Here is a 16,735-nt window from a genome sequence, read left to right on the forward strand (position 1 = left end):
AAACCCTTTTTAATTGATGATTTTTAAGGTTAAAATTCTTCTAAGAAACATTTTATAAAGAATAAGTTTTTAAAAAAATAGTTATAGGCCTGCGACAATTTCCCCATTAGGGTTTACTACCAGTCTTTTAACATCTCTATCTTTTTTAATTTTTAGATTGTATTGTTTTTTGAGTACATCTCCATCTGCTTGAGTATATAAAAATTTATCTTTCACAATAACCCAACCTGGAAAAGATTTATAAACTGAAAATATAACTGAACGTGGCAATTTAACATTATCATATTTTTCTACTACTCTTACTAATTTACCAGTATCGTTATATGTAGCCATTAATGACGCTTCTTCAGCATCAAAAAATACCAAATACTCATCATGTCCTTCATAATCCTTACCAATATTGTATCCTACAAACTTATCCTGCATCTGTCTAACTTTTGTATCAGGATTTCTATCTGGTAAATAAACCGAAAAATCTTTTCCAGCATTTTTAATAACAACAGCTGGCAATTCATCAGCTATAAAATCTTCATCTTGAATACTCTGTGCGCTTGACACAAAAGCAAAACTTACAAGAGCTATAACACTAAGTATTAATTTCATAATTACATTTTTTTTAATTAAACAATAATAAAATGATTTTGAATTATCAATATAAGGCATACGATTACTTCCCCTTTTTGTTAATGATCTGATAACTCAAAGTGCTAAAAAAAAGTTTTTGGAATAGAAATAATGGAAGATGAGGGTAATTTTAATTGATTAAAGGTAAGTCTATAAATAATTAGCTAATGTTAATCATTTCCATATGCAATGTTAATTATTCAAAGGTGTTTTTAATAGTTTAAATCCTTATTTTTGAATAAATCAAATTTTAATCGTGGTACATCAAATTTCTTATAATACCATTTCTATTGAAGTTAATTCGCAAGGAGCAGAATTAATTCAATTTTCTAAAGGAGACACAAAATATATTTGGAATGTGGACGAAGCTTTTTGGAATAAGACTTCTCCAATACTATTTCCCATAGTGGGACGTCTTAAAAATGATTGTTATAATTTAAACGGAAAAAATTATAATATGGCAAGACATGGTTTTGCTAGAAATTATGATTTTACGTTACTCCATAAAACTAAAAATTCGATAAGCTTTCAACTCAATGATAATGAGGAAACTTTTTCAATTTACCCTTTCAAATTCAAATTGATTTTAACTTACACCATTGAAAGTTATGGTTTAAAAATAGATTATAGTGTTACAAACAAATCTGAAGACACAATGCTGTTCTCAATTGGAGCACATCCTGCAATTAAGATAGATACAGATTTTGAAAACTATTCTATTTTGTTTGAAAAAGATTCTTTACTCAATTGTCATGAACTAGAAAATGAACAATTTTCTGGACAAACAAAGCACATAAAACTTGACAATAATCGACTTAACCTGAACTATAATTTATTCGAAAAGGATGCTATTGTTTTAAAGAAATTTGATTCAAAATATTTAACAATTTATAAGCATAATAACCCATTAATAAAAATTAGCTTTGATAACTTTCCTCATTTAGGAATTTGGACAAAAACAAATGCTCCATTCATATGTATTGAACCTTGGTATGGATATGCAGATAATCAAAATAGCACTGGTGAATTAACAACTAAAGAAGGAATGATTCATTTACCACCAAATGAAAGAAAAGACTTCGCAATACTATTTGAAATACAATAAACTATGAAAACCGTTTCCTTTTTACCTTTTCAAAATTTAGAATCTGAAAGATTACTTTTAAGACAGATTACAAACGACGACATTGATGAAGTATTTGAATTAAGAAGCAATCCCGAAATAATGAAATTTGTTCCTCGCCCACTTGTTACAAAAAAAGAAGAAGCTTTAGAACATATTAAATTGATTCAGTCTAAAATTGAAGAAAATGAAGGAATAAATTGGGCTATTACAATAAAAGGGAATCCAAAACTAATAGGGGTAATTGGCCATTACAAAATTTCATGGGAAAATTTACGATCTGAAATTGGTTATATGATTTTACCAGAATATCATGGTAAAGGAATAACTTCAGAGGCAGTAAAATTGCTAATTGATTATGGGTTTAACACCATGAAAATGCACTCATTAGAAGCTATTATAGATCCTAGAAATGAAGCTTCTGCCAAAGTATTAGAGAAAAATAACTTTGTACTTGAAGCACAATTTAAAGAAGATACCTTATGGCAAGGTGAATGGCTTGACACTAATATATATTCATTATTAAACAAAAATTGATGATAAAAAAGTTAATTTTTCTATCACTAACCATTTTAAGTTTTAACTCGGTTTACACACAAACTAATTTAAAAGTAAATGGGTTAACAGCTTTTGTTTTAATCCCAAACATTGGTATCGAAACTACCTTAAAAAATCACTGGACTTTTCAAGCTGATGTTTCAGCCTCTTTTTGGAAATCAATAAACGGTGGACCGTTACAATTTGTTATTTTAACTCCAGAATTACGCTATCATATAAATAGTAACAATCAAGGTTTCTATTTTGGTGGTCATATAGCTGGAGGTAAATTTAAGCTCCAAAAATGGAATTACTCAGACACGCAATACTATCAAAAAGGATATAACTACATGATGGGAGCTACAATTGGCTATCAAAAAAAAATATCAACTAATTTTTTAATCGACATTTTTGCAGGAGTTGGAAATCAGCAAGCTTTTTATAAAGGATACTATTTAAGTAGCTTAGAAAGATATGAAAAAGCACATGATTATAACAAAAGTGGAGAATGGCTACCTTATAGAGGAGGTATTATGATATGCTATCAGTTTAAATAAGAAAGCCATCTTATTTAGATGGCTTTCTTTTTGATTCAACTTACAATTTGACTATTGTACCGCTAATAAAGCATTAGGCATACCATAACCAAATTCAGAATGTTTATTAGGATATAAATGTGAAGTTTGTCTCATTTTTGTTAAAACTTGATCTCTTGTCCATGATGGGTTTTTTGCCCACACTAAAGCAGCAATTCCAGCAGTTGTAGCCGTGGCTACTGATGATCCACCTACATAATCTCCTTGCCCATCATAATAACTATTCACAGGAATTTTATTTCCAGATGGTCTTTCCATCATAATAGTAAAATCAATTTTACTTCCTGTATGACAAACTGTACATTTTTGATATGTTGAAGCTTCTTTAATTCCAGTTACTGCAACAGTTTCTGGCATCCAAGCAGGGAAAATTACCCCTACAAAAGTTGTAAAACTTGTAGATGTACCACCTGCACAAAATATTAGTTTCCCTTTACTATATGCATACTTAACACCATCTTCTATTTTACCAACAGAAAAAATATGCCCCATAGACATAGAAATTATTTTTACACTTGAATTATTTGCTAGAGCTGTAAAAGCATTTTTAACTCCATTTTGTTCGTGATAACCATCCAAAACAACATTTGAAGCCGCTCTGTACGCAATTAAATTAGAATTATATGCTACACCAACAGGAAATCCCTTATCATTTCTTGGAGCTGTTGCTACAGAAGACATACTTGTTCCATGTCCACATTTATCATTTACTCCATCTGTTCCAGTACTCCATGGCCATATAGAATCTACATACACACCATAACGTTGAACAGTTCTTCCTGAAGAATATCCATTATTAAAGTTAGCGTTTAAAAGAGAATTTACTGTAGAAGCTCCGGTGTCTACAACTCCTATTGTTATACCCTTTCCAGTACTATAATTCCATGCTGCTGGAATATTATGATTATTAAATGCCCAAGGCAATTTTGCATTTGGAGTAATTGTAGTGTAATCTGAAGAAGCGATAGCTTCTGAACCTAATCCGCAACCTGAACTAGATTCTGAATCAGATTTTTGTTCTACCATTCCTTTAGTTTCAAAGTATTTAAAATCTGATGGTTCAACATATCTTATGAAATTGTTTTTACGAAGTGCAATAACTGTTTCTTGTTTCTCGATAATTACATCTATTAAGTTCAAAAATGGATCTGAAGAGATTAAAAAGTCCTTAGATGATTTTCCTTCATATTTTTCAATGATTTGAATAATTGAGTTTTGATAACCTCTACCGTTCATTGATTTACTACGATCAAAATCATTTTTATCATTCCCGAATCCTATTGTACAAATGTTATTTCCATTTTTTATAGCACTCCAAATTTCATAATTAGAAGCATCTTTCCAATTAAATGATCCTTTGGTTTGCAGAGATTCATCAATTTTAGAAACAATTTGTGTTGCAGTTAAGGGATTTTTTTGTTCAGGTGAAACAACTATGTCTTCAAACTTTGAATCGTCTTGGGTACATGATGCAAATGCAATAATCGATACTGCACAAATTCTTAAAAGTGTTTTTTTCATTTGGATAGTTTTTTGGTTTGTTTGTATAAAATAATTATAAGAATCTAAAATACAATCTTTTATCGATAAAATGTAAGAAAAAGTAGATAAAATGCATTTAACTGATTATCAATATCTTAAAAAAAACAATACGATTTTTAATAAAAAAAAGATTTTTCATAGTAAATTTGCCAATCATGCAAAAAACGGTTAACATACTCAATAAAAGGGCTAAATTCGATTACGAAATTATAGATCGTTACACAGCTGGTATTGTATTAACTGGTACAGAAATAAAATCAATCCGTTTAGGAAAAGCTTCTATAGCAGAAAGTTTCTGTGAGTTTAGCGGAAATGAACTATTTGTAATCAACTCACATATTGAGGAATACTTATACGGTACTCACTACAATCACAAAGCAAAAAGTGAGCGAAAACTTCTACTAAACAAAAAAGAATTAAAAGGATTACTAAAAGATGTCCAAAATAAAGGATTGACCATAATTCCATTACGCTTGTTTACTAATGAAAAAGGGTTAGCTAAACTGGATATAGCGCTTTGTAGAGGTAAGAAAAACTTTGACAAGAGAGAAACAATCAAGGATCGAGACAATAAACGAGATCTGGACAGAATTAAAAAATCTTACAAATAAAAAAGCCACTCAAATGAGTGGCTTTTAATTTTATTTGAATCCTACAACTTGTTCTTCAGCTTCTATTACACCTTCAACAAATTTTTTATAATCTAAATATTCATTTGTAGTAATGTTATCCCAGCTTAAATTTGCTTTTCTATTTACTTTCAACGTATGTTTATCAACTAATTGATAAGCTATAGAATAATTATGATTTTTAAAACTGAAAGTCTTACTTTGTGGTAGCTCAGAGAAAACTTTATCTTCAGGAATTTTTAAAATCACTTCAGAATCATATTGATTATTATTTTCATAACTAATATAATTTATATCAAAAGTTCTTGATTCTGTTGCAATTATATCTCGAGTATAAATATTATCAATAAAAGGAATATTAGCTATTTTCAAATTCCCAACCTTTTGAATATTTTCAGAAATAAAAAATTTAGACTCATAAGTTATTTCGTTATCAAAAACTTGATTAGATAATAATTTAATATATTCAAGTGAAATAACTTTCTTAAGTCTACTATTAAAATTTGATTCTAATTCTTTTTTTCTTACATCCTCAGTTGTAGCATTTGAAAAAAGTTCATTATAATATGATTTTCCAGAACCTTGAATAACATGCTTGTTAATAAATGTTTTTCCTTTATCGCTAATTAAAACTTCAGAATATATTTTAGAAATATTAGAAGTTGCATTATCAAAAGGAATATTAATTATTTGGGCTTTTTCGTTTTCAATCTTATCAAAAGAAATTACAAGAGCATTTGCTTTGTATAATGATAAAGGTAAGGCTCTAAAAGGAAGGTATTTATCTGTTAATTCAAGAAAAACATCATTTCCATCAATAACTGTTTTTACGATACAATGATTAAAATCTGTTGTTGGTAACTTCATGTTTTTGTAACCATTGTCGTTAGTTAAAACTAAAACAAGATTAGATTTTAATCCAGCTAGTTCAGACAAGACAACAAAAAGAGTAGACACATCTTTACAATCACCCAATTTTGTCTGAATAGTTTTTGATGGTTTTTGAGGCACATAACCACTTTGTCTAAAATCTAAAGAACTATAATTAATATTAGATTCAATATACTTATATATACTAAATGCTTTTTCTTGTTGTGATAATCCATCTAGACCATTGGGAAAAATTTGTTTAAAGGTATTTAAAGTTATCTTATCAGTCTTTAAATTTTTCTTTACAAGATCTGCATACCAGTTTGATATATCTTTCCATGATTTTATAGTTCCTACTCGCAAATTATTGGTAATGTCGCTAAAAATTGGGGAATAACTTTCTTCATTAGGAATTCCTGGTATATTGTTCTTTTTCCAAATTGTAACTATTTTACCATTAACCTTTGTTGTAGAGGATGGAATTTCTCCATTCGTAAAATGTGACTGATAATTTAAACTAGGAATATGTATAATTCCAAATATTGTTTCAACAGAAGGGTAACTGTTGTTAAAATAACATGAAATATTAAAATCTCTGTAAAAACGTCCAGATCTATTATCAAAGTTTTCATAAGATATGTGAACTACATCACCAATTTGTAAATTAGAGAATACTAAAGTATTATCTCCTTTTTCTGCAGGCACTAAACTTCCATCTTTTTTAATAGCTTCACTTTTTAAAATTGAAAAATCAGAATTTAAACTATATTCTTTTAAATTTTCAATTCCATTTTCATTCACTATTTCATATAAAAAAGTAACTTTTTCTTTTCTCCCACCTTCTGGCAGAACATTAACAATGTACTCATCTAACAAAGTCACTACTCCATAATCAGTCTTAAGACTAGAATTTCTTCTTTTCTTTACTAAATCATAAATATTTTTAGTTGCAACTTGCTCAATTTCATCAGGAGTTTTAGTAATATCGTATAGTTTTTTTCTAAGATTGCTATTTCCAGAGTTATGCTCTAAAGATTGTCTAATATAATTTGCAGCTTCTTTTTCATTTTTTTGCAAACCATAAACAAGTCCTTTGTTTTCAAGTGTTACAAAGGAATATGGAAAATATTCTAAATTTTCATTTAATAGCTTAAGGGCTTCATCATATTTATTTTCTTTAATTAAAAAATCAACATAATTAGTTCTAAAATCATTTAAATGAGGATGATTTAAAATTTGTTCCTTAATAATTTTTTCTACATCTGCTTTTCTATTCAATGCTTTATAATGAGCTGATAATGTATTGCTAACCTCATAGATATCTTTTTCTTTTAATAAATTTTCAAAAGTAGCAATTGCCTTATCAGTATCATTTTTCAATTTATATCTCAAATTAGTAGCAAGGATTAAAATTTTCTCATTGTTATAAGAATCTATTACTAATTGATCTAGTTGAGAAATCATTTCATTAATGTCGCCTTGTCGAGATTTAATAATAAAATCAAACATAAGCTCAACATATCTTTGCTTATATTTTTTTGAAATATCTCTATATCTTTCTAATTCTGAAATCTGAGCTGATTTTAACCATTCACTATCAGTAAGTTTATTTAAAGAATTGACATAATATTCTGGATCATTTGTTTCGAAGTTTTTGTTTATTTCGTCAATTTTTTGTGATTCATCACCTAATAAATTATAATACTTTACAAAGTAATTATTCACAAATGAACTTTTAGGATATTTCTCATTTAATCCCTCCAATGCTTCAAAAGCTTTTACCTTTTTATAATTTGCCTCATAAGCAGAGAACTGAAATATTTTGTATAAAATATTGTTAGGATTATTTTTAACTAAGTCGTCGAAATATTTTTCAAAATATAAAGGGATTTCTTCGATATCATTGTAATCTTTTGTTGCAATATAATATGGTTTATATGTATTACTAAAAGATAAATCTGAAGCTGTTTTACCTTCCAAATCTTTTATTGATGCAGAAAAATAGTCTCCTCCGTTAGAAAGTTCAATTTTAAAAAGTAATCTATTAAAACCTTTTTCTAAAGGTATTCTAATAGTGTAAGCATCTAGATTTGTTCTTTTAATGTCTTGATTATAGTAAACTTCTTTGTCGTTTAAAAAAATCTTAAGTCCTTTATTTGCACCAAAACTTAAAAGATACTTTTTAGCTTCATTAGAATTTATAAATGTTTGTGCGTAAATAATTCCTGCTCCATATTCTGATTCATTTCCAAAAAAATGGTAGGCTTCATTTTGGCTTTTTTTAGGATTATACCATCCAACTTTTCCATTACTATTTGCATCAAAAAGTTTATCATTTTTAGCATACATCTCTGGTTCATAATCAATATCCAATCCGCTACTATTTAAATTTTCAAAGACTCCACAAAATTGCCAACTTTTTATTGTACCTAAATCATCAAATGATTGAATAGATTTCTCTTTTAAGTGTCTAATTCGCTCAAAGATTGCTTTTTTATATTTTACAATAGCTAAGTCTTTAAACTTAGGCGAATTACTTAAAAAGTCTATTTTTTTGTATGTCAAATCATTAAACATGCCTTCTTTAACGTCACTTAAAATGAAACTCCTGTTTATGAATGGTGCAATATAATATTCTGAATTAGGAAGTTTCTCCAAGCTTCTTATTAATTCTTCATCAAAATCAATTCGTCCTGATTCTTCATCAAGAAAAGCATCAAGAAAAAGTAAATCTATATTGGTTGATTTAATTTTTCCAAATTGTTTATCAAATAAAGCTCTCGCTTCATTTCTTTTATTGTTGATCAATAAATTCAAAACATTGTCGTAGTTTACCTGTGCTTTAGCAAACGAAACTACCAGTAATAAAAGTAATAAGTAATTTTTTTTCATTCAATGTAGGTTAATTTATATGTATTTAATTTTTATCTTCTAATAATGGAACAAATCTAAAATCTCCTAATTCATGTTTTTCAAACTGTGTTTCGGTTTTTCTAATCAATAAAGTCATTACTTGAACATCTTCACCAACAGGGATTACTAATCTCCCTCCTATTTTAAGTTGTGCCATTAAAGGTTGTGGGATGAATGGTGCACCAGCTGTAACAATAATACTATCAAATGGAGCATGAGTTGGAAGTCCTTTATAGCCATCTCCAAAAATTAATTGTTTTGCACGAACTCCAAGCTTAGGTAATAATAAAGAAGTCTTCTTAAAAAGTTCATTTTGTCTTTCAATCGAAAAAACCTTAGCTCCCATCATAAATAAAACAGCCGTTTGATATCCAGAACCTGTGCCAATCTCTAAAACTTTATCATCTTTTTTTACTTGCAATAATTCTGTTTGAAAAGCAACTGTGTAAGGTTGAGATATAGTTTGGCCAGCTCCTATTGGGAATGGTTTATCCTGATAAGCAAAATCTTCAAAACTTGAATTTAAAAATAAATGTCTCGGAATTTTTCTAATGGCTTCCAATACATTTTTATCCTTAATTCCTTTAGCTTGTAAAACGCTTACTAACTGATTTCTAAGTCCTTGATGTTTGGCTAAATCTCTCACTACAACTCTAAATTTATTTGGCTAAATTAGACTTTATATTCCCAAAAATCAAATATGAAATTCTAAAAAAACATCTTTAAATAGCATTTAAAAGTTGGGATTTATTATTTTTAATTTACTTTTGTTAAAAATAGTCTTTATGTTAAAAATAGGCGTTTTAGGTGCTGGTCACCTAGGAAAAATACACTTACGATTACTAAATCAATCTGATAAATATGAGTTAGTTGGTTTTTATGATGAAAACCAAGAATATGCAAAAAAAATCGCGGCCGAATTTGGATATACTCATTTCGATACTATAGCTAAATTAATTCATGCTGTTGACGTTATAGATATTGTAACTCCTACCCTTTCTCATTACAAATGTGCTAAAGTTGCTATAAAATCAGGTAAACATGTTTTTATAGAAAAACCAATTTCAACAACTGTGGAAGAAGCAGAAGAAATTATTGCATTAGCAAAAGAATATAACGTTAAAGGTCAAGTTGGTCATGTAGAACGATTTAACCCTGCTTTTAAAGCTGTAAAGGGGAAAATCGAAAACCCAATGTTTATCGAAACGCATCGTTTAGCCGAATTTAATCCACGTGGTACCGATGTTCCTGTGGTTTTAGATTTGATGATTCACGATATCGATGCAATTTTGAGTGTGGTAAATTCAAAAGTAAAAGAGGTTAATGCTAGTGGCGTTTCAGTAATTAGTGATTCTCCAGATATTGCAAATGCTAGAATCGAATTTGAAAACGGATGTGTTGCGAATATCACCTCGAGCCGAATTTCTATGAAAAACATGCGTAAATCAAGGTTTTTTCAACGTGATGCCTACATTTCTGTAGATTTTCTTGATAAAGTGTGTGAAGTAGTAAAAATGAAAGATGCTCCAGAAGTACCAGGAGACTTTGATATGATTTTGCAAAATGCAGAAGGTGTTAAAAAGCAAATTTATTATGATAACCCTTCGGTTGAACCGAATAATGCCATATTAGACGAATTGGAATCTTTCGCTGATGCTATTAACAATAATACCACACCGGTCGTAACACTGGAACAGGCCACTGAAGCATTACGCGTGGCGTATCAGATTATCGATTCGATGAAGAAATAACTATGCTTAAAAGATTACTAATTTTATTTGGTTTCTTTTTCTTGATTTCCTGCTCAGAAAAAAGAATAAAAGATATTGATGAAATTGTTCTAAACGAAAACATCCAAGAGAAAAATGGTTTTTATCATTACGGAGATTGTGAAGAACACATAGGTAATTTATATAATGGTAAAAACTATTATTACCATGAAAATGGGAAAATAAAAGGTAATTTCACTTTAAACAATGGAGTTCCAGAAGGGCATTGGGAGCAATTTAATTCTGATGGTACCAAAAGAATAGATATATATTTCAAAGAAGGAAAAGTTATAAAAAAAATAAAACACAATTAATACAAAATGAAACACATTGCTGTAATCGGGGCCGGAACTATGGGTAACGGAATTGCCCACACATTTGCTCAATCAGGATTTACCGTAAAATTAATCGATATATCTGAAAAATCTTTAGAAAAAGGAATGGCAACCATTGCCGCAAATCTTGACCGTATGGTTACTAAAGGTTCTATCACAGAAGAAGACAAACACAAAACCATAGGAAACATCATCACTTATACTGACATTAAAGATGGCGTTGTAGGTTGTGACTTAGTGGTAGAAGCTGCTACTGAAAACGTTGGTTTAAAACTAAATATCTTCAAGCAATTAAGTGAAATTTGTGATCATAATGTAATACTGGCTACGAATACATCTTCTATTTCAATTACACAAATAGCAGCACAGGTGGTTCATCCAGAAAGAGTAATTGGTATGCATTTTATGAATCCAGTACCAATTATGAAATTGGTTGAAATCATTCGTGGGTATAATACTTCAGATGAAGTTACTAAAATCATAATGGATTTATCTGTTAAATTAGGTAAAATCCCAACTGAAGTTAACGATTACCCTGGTTTTGTGGCAAACCGTATTTTAATGCCAATGATTAACGAAGCTATCGAAACCCTTTACAACGGAGTTGGTGGTGTTTATGAAATTGACACTGTAATGAAGTTAGGAATGGCGCATCCAATGGGGCCATTACAATTAGCAGATTTTATTGGTCTTGACGTATGTTTATCTATCTTAAACGTAATGTATGACGGATTCAAAAACCCTAAATATGCTCCATGCCCATTATTAGTAAATATGGTTATGGCAGGAAAATTAGGAGTGAAATCTGGAGAAGGTTTCTACGACTATTCCGAAAGTAAAAAAGCTGAGAAAGTTTCATCTCAATTTAGTAAAAAATAAAAAGTGATTAGTGAATAGTTTTTAGTCTTATAGCTAATTACTATTCACTATTTACTAATCACTAAAAATGGCAAAAATAATTCCTTTTAAAGCAGTTCGTCCAGCACCTGATAAAGTAGCGCTAGTTACTTGTAGAATGTATGATGATTATACTCCAACCGAATTAGCGGCTTGGCTTAATTTTAATCCGTATTCATTTTTACATGTAATTAATCCTGCTTATACTTTTACCCATGCGCAAAAGATTACGCCGGAGAAACGTTTTAAAGGAGTTACCCATAAATACAATGATTTCAAAAAGGAGAATATACTAATTCAAGAAGACAAGCCAATATTTTACTTGTACGAAATCCAAACCAAAAACAACACATTCACCGGAATTATTGCAGGAACTTCAATTGAAGATTATCAAAACAATGTCATCAAAAAACATGAAGACACGCTGCAATATCGTGTTGAGCTATTTAAAGATTACTTACATCAAACCGGTTTTAATACTGAACCCGTTTTAATTACCTATCCTGACAGTACTGAAATTAATACGTTTATAACTTTACACAAAAGAAATAAACCTATTTATGAGTTCTCTACAACAACAAAAGAAAAACACACGCTTTGGAAAATAGACACTCAAACCGAAATTAACTTATTAGTAGAACATTTCGAAAGTATCCCAAATTTATACATTGCTGATGGTCATCATCGCTCTGCATCGGCAGAAATGTTGTATGAACAAGATAAGTCAACAGGCAATCCAAATTTGAATTACTTTATGAGCTTTTTAATTGCCGAAAGTAATGTGAAAATATATGAATTCAATCGAGTAGTTCGTGATTTAAATGGTCATTCTAAAGATGATTTTATCAAATTAGTTGCTGACAACTTTGTAATTAAAGATAAAAAGCGTGAATTGTGGCAACCTAAACATAAGTATGAGTTTGGAATGTATCTAGACGGACGTTTTTATGCTTTGGAATACAAACACAAAGAAAAGATAAAAGGCGTTCTGGAGAATCTTGATGCTCAAATATTATACGATACCATTCTTCATCCCATTTTAGGTTTAGAAGATTTACGTAATGATGAGCGCATTGATTACATCCCTGGTAAACAAGCCATTTTACACATGAAAGAGATGATAGATGAAGGTGAGTTTGAGGTTGGTTTCATGTTATATCCTTCTGACATTAATGAAATCAAACTTTTAGCAGATAATAACCTTATTATGCCTCCAAAATCTACTTATATAGAACCCAAATTTAGAAGTGGGTTGTTAGTGTATGAGTTGTAAAATTAGTATATACTAATCAGCATCATTTTTTCAGTTAACCTTAAATTTTTCATTCTAAGCATGTCAATAGCTCAAAATCTTAATAATATAAAATCATCTCTTCCAGAACATGTTACACTTGTAGCAGTTTCTAAAACCAAACCCGTTAGTGATTTGATGGAAGCTTATAATGCTGGTCAGCGTATTTTTGGAGAAAACAAAATCCAAGAAATGACTGATAAGTGGCAACAAATGCCTAAAGATATTGAGTGGCATATGATTGGTCATGTTCAAAGTAACAAAGTCAAATACATGGTGCCTTATGTTAAGCTGATTCATGGTGTAGACAGCTTAAAATTGTTGAAAGAAATTAATCGTTTAGCGGTAAAATGGCGCAAACACATCAATGTTTTATTACAAATTTACATTGCGGAGGAAGAAACAAAATTCGGTTTAAATGATCAGGAATTGGATGAAATTCTTAATTCGGAAGAAGTACAACAAATGACTAACATTACCATAACAGGCTTAATGGGAATGGCTAGTTTTACTGATGATAAAACACAAATAAAAAAAGAGTTCCTACATCTTAAATCATTATTCGACAAGTACAAAGCTATAAGTACCAACAATTGTCAAATGAATACCCTCTCGATGGGCATGAGTGGCGATTATGAATTGGCTATCGAATGTGGAAGTACAATGATTCGAGTAGGAAGTAGTATATTTGGGGGACGATAAAAATTCAATATCAATTACAAACTTCAAAAAAATTAAATGGAAGAAAGCAATATTTTTGATGATAAAATATTCAATTTTGAAGACAGATTAGTTCGATTTGCAGGTGAATGTATTTTCTTTACTAGAAATTTAAATAAATCATACGAAAACGAATATTACAAAAATCAATTGATTAGATCATCAGGAAGTTCTTCTTTGAATTTTGGAGAAGCACAAGGAACAAATTCTGATAAAGATTTTATTTTTAAAGTTGGCTTAACAGTTAAAGAATTAAAGGAATCTAGAAATTCATTAAAAATTTTAAATTATATTGAAGAAGGAAATGAAACTACTAGGGCTTTACTTTTAAAAGAAGTTGAAGAATTAATTGCTATAGCTTCAAAAATGATAATTAATAAAAAATAGTTATTCAATAGCAATTACAATATCAAAATTCAAATTTAATTATTGATTTTGAAAGTTGACATTGATATTGTAATTGACATTGACATTGAAAATGTATTGCATTTTAGACATAGAAACTACTGGAGGTCAGTTTAATCAAGAAGGAATCACTGAAATTGCTATCTATAAATTTGATGGACAAGAAATTGTAGATCAATTTATTAGTCTAGTAAATCCTGAAATTCCTATCCAGCCATTTGTTGTTAAACTAACTGGTATCAACAACGCTATGCTACGATCTGCTCCTAAGTTTTTTGAAGTAGCAAAAAGAATCATAGAAATTACAGATGGTTGTGTCATCGTTGCGCATAATGCTTCATTTGACTACCGTATACTTCGAACTGAATTTAAGCGACTAGGCTATAATTTTCAAAAACCGACTCTTTGTACCGTTGAACTTTCAAAAAAACTTATTCCGGGGCAACCTTCCTATAGTTTAGGGAAATTAGTTCGAAATTTAGGAATTCCAGTGGCTGACAGACACAGAGCAAGCGGTGATGCAACTGCTACAGTGAAGCTTTTTAAAATGCTTTTAGCAAAAGATTCGGAAAAAGAAATTTTGAAGAGTTTTATTAAAACCGAAATTAAATCTGGAATGTCTCCTAAACTTTTAGACATTGTAGAATCATTACCTTCTAAAACCGGTATTTATTATATACATAACGAGAAAGGTGATTTGATTTACATTGGCAAAAGCAAAAACATAAAAAAAAGAGTTAACCAACATTTTACTGGCACCTCAAACAAAAGCAAAAAAATGCAACGCGATGCATATGCGGTAACATTTGAGGAAACCGGAAGTGAATTAGTTGCTTTATTAAAAGAAAGTGAAGAAATTAAGGTTAACAAACCAATATACAATCGTTCGCAACGAAAAACAATTTTCCCTTGGGCTTTATATGCTGAAAAAGATGATAAAGGCTATTTAGCTTTGAAAGTTTTAAAAGCTGATGGTCGAAAAAAAGAAATCACTTCTTTTTCAACTTCTCAAGAAGGCAAAAATGCATTGTTTAAAATTACCGAAAAACATCAGTTGTGCCAAAAAGTAAACGGTTTATATGACACAAAAAAAGGATGTTTTCAATATGATTTAAAGCTTTGTAATGGCGCTTGTGTAGGTAAAGAAAATCCTGAAGAGTATAACACTCGTGTTGAGAACTTCATGAATAATCATCAATTCAATAATCAAAATATGGTAATTGTTGATAAAGGAAGAAGTACTAATGAAAGAAGTGCTGTTTTACTCGAAAATGGAATCTACAAAGGCTATTGTTTTTATGATCTAAACCATCAAATAAACAATATCGATATTCTAAAAAACATCATTATCCCTATGCAAAGCAATAGAGATACCCGAAATATAATTCAGAATTATATCAATAAACGTAGAGTATTAAAAATTATAAAGTTTTAGGAGCAATTTCCCGCTATTCGCTGTATCTTTTTACTTGTTCTCGATACTTTTGCTTCGCAAAAACTCGAACTGACGTAAAAAGGATGACGCTACTATCGGGGCTAAAAATAAAAAAATTGAACTATTTAATCACCATCATAGGCCCTACAGCCATTGGCAAAACTGCTCTAAGCATTCAATTGGCTCAGCATTTTGGTTGCGAAATCATTTCGTGTGATAGTCGTCAGTTTTTTAAAGAAATGAATATTGGTACAGCTGTTCCAAACAAAGAAGAATTGGCTGGAGCTCCTCATCATTTCATTCAAAACAAATCTATTTTTGAAAACTATTCTGTTGGCGATTTTGAAACAGAAGCTTTATTAAAATTAGACGAACTATTTGATAAAAATTCCATACAAATCATGGTTGGTGGTTCTGGATTGTATGTTGATGCCGTTTTAAAAGGTTTTGATGAATTTCCTGAAATTAATACCGAAATAAGGGAAGAAATCAATACAAAATATGATGAATTGGGAATTGAATTTCTTCAAGAAAATTTAAAAAAACTTGATCCTGACTATTATACTAAAATAGAAAAAGAGAATCCTCAAACATTGCAAAATCCCCAGCGAATGAAACGCTTTGTTGAAGTATGCATTGGTTCAGGAAAACCGTATTCGAGTTTTATTGGAAAAAGAAAAAATCAACGTAACTTCACTCCTATTGTCATTGGTTTAGAGGCTGATAGAGAAATCATGTATGAACGAATCAACAAACGTGTTGACATCATGATGGCAGATGGTTTACTGGAAGAAGCAAAAAAGCTTTATCCAAACAAAGAGTTAAATGCCTTACAAACTGTTGGCTATCGTGAATTATTTGATTTTTTTGATGACAAAATAACCTTAGCAGAAGCTGTAGAACAAATTAAAACGAATACTCGTCGTTTTGCTAAACGCCAAATGACATGGTTTAAAAGAACCGAAAACACAAACTGGTTTGATTTTAAAACTGATAGCAAAGAAATAATTAATTTTATAGAAGAAACAACTCATAATTCATAATTCATT

General features: G+C 29.8%; 16 protein-coding genes. 12 read left to right on the forward strand and 4 right to left on the reverse strand.

Translation table 11 applies throughout. The features are described 5' to 3' along the window. Window positions 1-81: 81 nt before the first annotated feature. Window positions 82-603 (reverse strand): hypothetical protein, encoded by a 522-nt coding sequence (locus BUC09_RS10230; protein ID WP_073311351.1) that lies wholly within the window; start codon window positions 601-603, stop codon window positions 82-84. Window positions 604-880: 277 nt separating this feature from the next. Between BUC09_RS10230 and BUC09_RS10235 the strand changes: the two genes are divergently transcribed. The 3 genes from BUC09_RS10235 to BUC09_RS10245 are packed head-to-tail and all read left to right on the forward strand — an operon-like array spanning window position 881 to window position 2,841. Next, on the forward strand, window positions 881-1,729 hold the full coding sequence (locus tag BUC09_RS10235) for an aldose 1-epimerase family protein (RefSeq protein WP_073311209.1): 849 nt from the start codon (window positions 881-883) through the stop codon (window positions 1,727-1,729). A gap of 3 nt (window positions 1,730-1,732) precedes the next feature. Beyond that, window positions 1,733-2,284: a GNAT family N-acetyltransferase gene (locus tag BUC09_RS10240; protein WP_073311211.1), complete on the forward strand. Its 552-nt coding sequence runs from the start codon at window positions 1,733-1,735 to the stop codon at window positions 2,282-2,284. Then, window positions 2,284-2,841: a DUF3575 domain-containing protein gene (locus tag BUC09_RS10245; RefSeq protein WP_073311213.1), complete on the forward strand. Its 558-nt coding sequence runs from the start codon at window positions 2,284-2,286 to the stop codon at window positions 2,839-2,841. The genes BUC09_RS10240 and BUC09_RS10245 overlap by 1 nt, the downstream gene beginning before the upstream one ends. Window positions 2,842-2,892: 51 nt before the next feature. Here BUC09_RS10245 and BUC09_RS10250 read toward each other — a convergent pair whose 3' ends face one another. Further along, window positions 2,893-4,401 (reverse strand): S8 family peptidase, encoded by a 1,509-nt coding sequence (locus tag BUC09_RS10250; RefSeq protein WP_073311215.1) that lies wholly within the window; start codon window positions 4,399-4,401, stop codon window positions 2,893-2,895. Window positions 4,402-4,577: 176 nt separating this feature from the next. On the opposite strand from BUC09_RS10250, the gene smpB reads away from it, so the two are divergent. Continuing rightward, window positions 4,578-5,033 (forward strand): SsrA-binding protein SmpB, encoded by a 456-nt coding sequence (gene smpB / locus BUC09_RS10255; RefSeq protein ID WP_073311217.1) that lies wholly within the window; start codon window positions 4,578-4,580, stop codon window positions 5,031-5,033. 30 nt (window positions 5,034-5,063) lie between these two features. Here the strand turns inward: smpB and BUC09_RS10260 are convergent, their stop codons facing one another. After that, on the reverse strand, window positions 5,064-8,813 hold the full coding sequence (locus tag BUC09_RS10260) for a transglutaminase domain-containing protein (RefSeq protein ID WP_073311219.1): 3,750 nt from the start codon (window positions 8,811-8,813) through the stop codon (window positions 5,064-5,066). Between the two features lie 25 nt (window positions 8,814-8,838). Then, the gene (locus BUC09_RS10265) at window positions 8,839-9,480 is read right to left on the reverse strand and encodes a protein-L-isoaspartate(D-aspartate) O-methyltransferase (protein ID WP_073311221.1); all 642 of its coding nucleotides are present in this window, start codon (window positions 9,478-9,480) and stop codon (window positions 8,839-8,841) included. 139 nt (window positions 9,481-9,619) lie between these two features. On the opposite strand from BUC09_RS10265, the gene BUC09_RS10270 reads away from it, so the two are divergent. The 8 genes from BUC09_RS10270 to miaA all read left to right on the forward strand — a co-directional run bounded on the left by BUC09_RS10270 (window position 9,620) and on the right by miaA (window position 16,729). Next, window positions 9,620-10,585 carry a Gfo/Idh/MocA family protein gene (locus BUC09_RS10270; protein ID WP_073311224.1) on the forward strand — a complete coding sequence of 322 codons (966 nt, stop codon included), beginning with the start codon at window positions 9,620-9,622 and terminating at the stop codon, window positions 10,583-10,585. Window positions 10,586-10,587: 2 nt separating this feature from the next. After that, window positions 10,588-10,917 carry a toxin-antitoxin system YwqK family antitoxin gene (locus tag BUC09_RS10275; protein WP_073311226.1) on the forward strand — a complete coding sequence of 110 codons (330 nt, stop codon included), beginning with the start codon at window positions 10,588-10,590 and terminating at the stop codon, window positions 10,915-10,917. 6 nt (window positions 10,918-10,923) lie between these two features. After that, window positions 10,924-11,817 (forward strand): 3-hydroxyacyl-CoA dehydrogenase family protein, encoded by an 894-nt coding sequence (locus BUC09_RS10280; protein ID WP_073311228.1) that lies wholly within the window; start codon window positions 10,924-10,926, stop codon window positions 11,815-11,817. Window positions 11,818-11,884: 67 nt separating this feature from the next. Next, window positions 11,885-13,108, forward strand: coding sequence for a DUF1015 domain-containing protein (locus BUC09_RS10285; RefSeq protein WP_073311230.1), 1,224 nt, complete (start codon window positions 11,885-11,887; stop codon window positions 13,106-13,108). A 60-nt stretch (window positions 13,109-13,168) separates the two neighbouring features. After that, entirely contained in the window at window positions 13,169-13,828 is a 660-nt protein-coding gene (locus BUC09_RS10290; RefSeq protein ID WP_073311232.1) for a YggS family pyridoxal phosphate-dependent enzyme, read from the forward strand. Between the two features lie 36 nt (window positions 13,829-13,864). Further along, window positions 13,865-14,233 carry a four helix bundle protein gene (locus BUC09_RS10295; RefSeq protein WP_073311234.1) on the forward strand — a complete coding sequence of 123 codons (369 nt, stop codon included), beginning with the start codon at window positions 13,865-13,867 and terminating at the stop codon, window positions 14,231-14,233. Between the two features lie 91 nt (window positions 14,234-14,324). Beyond that, the gene (locus BUC09_RS10300) at window positions 14,325-15,686 is read left to right on the forward strand and encodes an exonuclease domain-containing protein (RefSeq protein WP_073311236.1); all 1,362 of its coding nucleotides are present in this window, start codon (window positions 14,325-14,327) and stop codon (window positions 15,684-15,686) included. A 116-nt stretch (window positions 15,687-15,802) separates the two neighbouring features. Next, window positions 15,803-16,729, forward strand: a complete 927-nt coding sequence (gene miaA / locus BUC09_RS10305) for a tRNA (adenosine(37)-N6)-dimethylallyltransferase MiaA (RefSeq protein ID WP_073311353.1) — start codon at window positions 15,803-15,805, stop codon at window positions 16,727-16,729. Window positions 16,730-16,735 lie beyond the last annotated feature (6 nt).

This window comes from Flavobacterium terrae, from assembly GCF_900142035.1.
Classification (GTDB): Bacteria; Bacteroidota; Bacteroidia; order Flavobacteriales; family Flavobacteriaceae; genus Flavobacterium; species Flavobacterium terrae.

Excerpts from the sequence above, each read along its gene's own strand:
- BUC09_RS10285 (WP_073311230.1), top strand. The coding sequence starts at position 11,885 with ATGGCAAAAATAATTCCTTTTAAAGCAGTTCGTCCAGCACCTGATAAA.
- BUC09_RS10290 (WP_073311232.1), top strand. The coding sequence starts at position 13,169 with ATGTCAATAGCTCAAAATCTTAATAATATAAAATCATCTCTTCCAGAA.
- BUC09_RS10295 (WP_073311234.1), top strand. The coding sequence starts at position 13,865 with ATGGAAGAAAGCAATATTTTTGATGATAAAATATTCAATTTTGAAGAC.
- BUC09_RS10280 (WP_073311228.1), top strand. The coding sequence starts at position 10,924 with ATGAAACACATTGCTGTAATCGGGGCCGGAACTATGGGTAACGGAATT.
- BUC09_RS10240 (WP_073311211.1), top strand. The coding sequence starts at position 1,733 with ATGAAAACCGTTTCCTTTTTACCTTTTCAAAATTTAGAATCTGAAAGA.
- BUC09_RS10250 (WP_073311215.1), bottom strand. The coding sequence starts at position 4,401 with ATGAAAAAAACACTTTTAAGAATTTGTGCAGTATCGATTATTGCATTT.
- BUC09_RS10260 (WP_073311219.1), bottom strand. The coding sequence starts at position 8,813 with ATGAAAAAAAATTACTTATTACTTTTATTACTGGTAGTTTCGTTTGCT.
- BUC09_RS10245 (WP_073311213.1), top strand. The coding sequence starts at position 2,284 with ATGATAAAAAAGTTAATTTTTCTATCACTAACCATTTTAAGTTTTAAC.
- BUC09_RS10270 (WP_073311224.1), top strand. The coding sequence starts at position 9,620 with ATGTTAAAAATAGGCGTTTTAGGTGCTGGTCACCTAGGAAAAATACAC.
- BUC09_RS10230 (WP_073311351.1), bottom strand. The coding sequence starts at position 603 with ATGAAATTAATACTTAGTGTTATAGCTCTTGTAAGTTTTGCTTTTGTG.
- smpB (WP_073311217.1), top strand. The coding sequence starts at position 4,578 with ATGCAAAAAACGGTTAACATACTCAATAAAAGGGCTAAATTCGATTAC.
- BUC09_RS10300 (WP_073311236.1), top strand. The coding sequence starts at position 14,325 with ATGTATTGCATTTTAGACATAGAAACTACTGGAGGTCAGTTTAATCAA.
- BUC09_RS10275 (WP_073311226.1), top strand. The coding sequence starts at position 10,588 with ATGCTTAAAAGATTACTAATTTTATTTGGTTTCTTTTTCTTGATTTCC.